3 protein-coding genes are annotated in these 2,535 nt (G+C 63.2%); all 3 read right to left on the bottom strand.

Annotated features, from left to right (window positions below):
- Positions 1-73: 73 nt before the first annotated feature.
- Entirely contained in the window at positions 74-757 is a 684-nt protein-coding gene (locus EN935_RS30775) for an SGNH/GDSL hydrolase family protein (protein ID WP_127373953.1), read from the bottom strand.
- Positions 758-849: 92 nt separating this feature from the next.
- Entirely contained in the window at positions 850-1,803 is a 954-nt protein-coding gene (locus EN935_RS30780) for an ABC transporter permease (protein WP_127264974.1), read from the bottom strand.
- A 3-nt stretch (positions 1,804-1,806) separates the two neighbouring features.
- Positions 1,807-2,535: ABC transporter permease (locus EN935_RS30785; protein ID WP_164771479.1), on the bottom strand; the 729-nt coding region annotated here is incomplete at its 5' end.

Raw genomic sequence — 2,535 nt, forward strand, 5'->3', positions numbered from 1 at the left:
GTATCGCCGGAGGAAACGAGCGATACACCTGCGCCCTGGGCCTGTGTGCCGCAAGCCGACGGGCGTGGCGGGTTTAAGCGGCGGTGCTGACCTTGCTCGGCTCGAGGATCGACTTGACCTTGTCGGCGACGGCGCGCCCCAGATCGGCGTTGTTTGCGGCAGTGAAATGAATGCCGTCGACACCGTCCGTGGTGACGAAATCGCCGGCATTGAGGAAGTCGATCTTCATGAAATCCGCCATCGCCTTGTACTGCCTGGCCAGATCCCTGGATTTTTCGTGACCGCCGCCAAACATGCCCTCGAACCACGGATCGGGCATCGGGGTCAGCGGCGGTGGCGCAATGACCAGCGCCCTCGGGGCCGGATAAGGGGTGCCGATGCCGCCGGCGCTGGTCAGGATCTGCCCGACCAGTTTCGCCATTCCATTGGCGATCTCGTAAGGCGTCCGGCGGAAATAGGACTTGGTGTCGTTGGTGCCGAGCATCACGATGACCAGATCCAGCGGCAGATGGCTGGCGATGGCCGAGGGCAGGTAATTGGCGCCGTTCAGGCGTGGGTCGTTGGGGTCGTCGAGACAGGTCGTGCGTGCGCTTAAGCCTTCTTCGATAATGTGATAGCCCGCTCCCAGCGCCGCCGCCATGACGCCGGTCCAGCGCTGGTCATAGGGATAGCGATAGGTCGGCGACCCCTCCTTGACCGGAACCCAGCCCCAGGTCAGCGAGTCGCCGTAGCACATGATGTTTTTTGGCGGTGACATCCATGTTTCTCCATCTGTTTGCAATTGTCTGAACGCGCGGATTTGTCGGTCCCGGCGAGGGCCAGTGCCGGCTTGCCTTTCGCCATCTCAAGTCAAGGGTTTCGCACGCGCACTCCGTAGAAGATCGCAGCACCGAGAATGATGACGCCCTGGGCGATGAGCTTGCCGGGCTCGTCGATGCCGAGCACCGTCATCACCACGAACAGCAGGGCGAAGCACAGCGCGCCGAAGAAAGGCCCCCAGACGCCGCCGTCGCCGCGGCCGAAGACGACGCCGCCAAGGATGGTTGCCGCGACGGCCAGGATCGGCAGATCGAGACCGATGCGGACGCTACCGACGGCAATCGAACCGGTCTGCACCAGGGCCGCGATCGCCGCGATCAGGCCGGCGAGCGTATGCGCCAAGATGACGGTGCGCTGAACCGGTACGCCGGAAAAATGGGCGGCTTCGGCATTCTCTCCGACCGAGGCGACGTAGCGGCCAAACACCGTCTGCGACAAAAGCAGCCACACCGCGGCGGTCAGCAGGATCCAGAACAGCACCGGCGTCGGAACCGACAGGAATTTCGTGTTGTAGAGGTCGTTGAACAGTTTCGGCACGTCGCCGGGCGGATTGCCGCTCGACAGGAACTGCACCAGCCCGACCAGGATGATGCTGACCGCCAGCGTGACGATGACGGCCGACACCCGCCGGTTGCCGATCATGAAGCCGTTGAACAAGCCAATGACGAGGCCGGTGGCGAGCGCCAGCACGACGAAGAATGGCAGCGACGCGCCGGGGAAGCTGCCCGACGAAATAAAATAGTTGATCAAGAGGATGATGCCGCCGCCGGAGAGGTCGATCGACTTCACCCGCATGACGACGAGTTGCCCCAGCACGAGGATGCCGAGCGGAACGATCTGCCTGATGAAGATACCCATGATGTTGAGGTTGAGCATGTTCGGCCGCGCGATCCACAGCGTCGCCAGCAGCACGAGGAAGACAAAATAGGACGGCGGGATGCGCAGCAGACGCCGGGTAATCGGATTTGCGAGAACGGCAGCCATTTCTCAGAGCCCCATCTTCTTGCGGGATTGCAGCCCGACCACCGCCAGCAGGATGCCACCCTTGATCGCTGTCTGGACAAAGGGCGAGACGTTGGCGAGGTTCATGCCATTGGCCAGCAGCGCCATGACCAGCGCACCGATCACCGTGCCGTGCAGGCTGCCTATGCCGCCGGAGAGCTGGGTGCCTCCAAGGGCTACGGCGGTGACGGTGTCGAGTTCGAAAAGCAGCCCGACATTCGGATCGCCCGACACGATGCGCCCGGCCAGGAAGACACCGGAAACCGCTGCGAAACAGGAACAGACCATATAGGCGAGGATGATGTTGCGGCGGTCGGAGACGCCGAAATTGCGGGCGGCACTCTCGGCGCCGGACGCGATGCCGCCGCCGATCGCAAACAGGTGCAGCCCGTATCGCGATCCGTAGAGCAGCTTCCAGGCTGCCAGGATCACGACGATGCCCCAGAAGACCGGATAGGGAATGCCAAGGAAATTGCCCGAGACGGCGGCGATGACGATCTCCGGCACGGTGCCGCCGGAGACGGGACGCAAGATGCGCGTGATGCCAAGCACGATGTACTGCGTCGACAGCGTCGCGATGATCGGATGGACGTTGAAGCGGGTGATCGCCAGGCCGTTGATCAGCCCGATGAGTGCGGCCAGCAGAAAGACCGCCGGGATCAGTACGATCGCCGGCTGGTCGAGCGCCAGCACCGCCGTGGTGAAGCTGATGAC

The organism is Mesorhizobium sp. M7D.F.Ca.US.004.03.1.1, from assembly GCF_003998635.1.
Lineage (GTDB): Bacteria > Pseudomonadota > Alphaproteobacteria > Rhizobiales > Rhizobiaceae > Mesorhizobium > Mesorhizobium loti.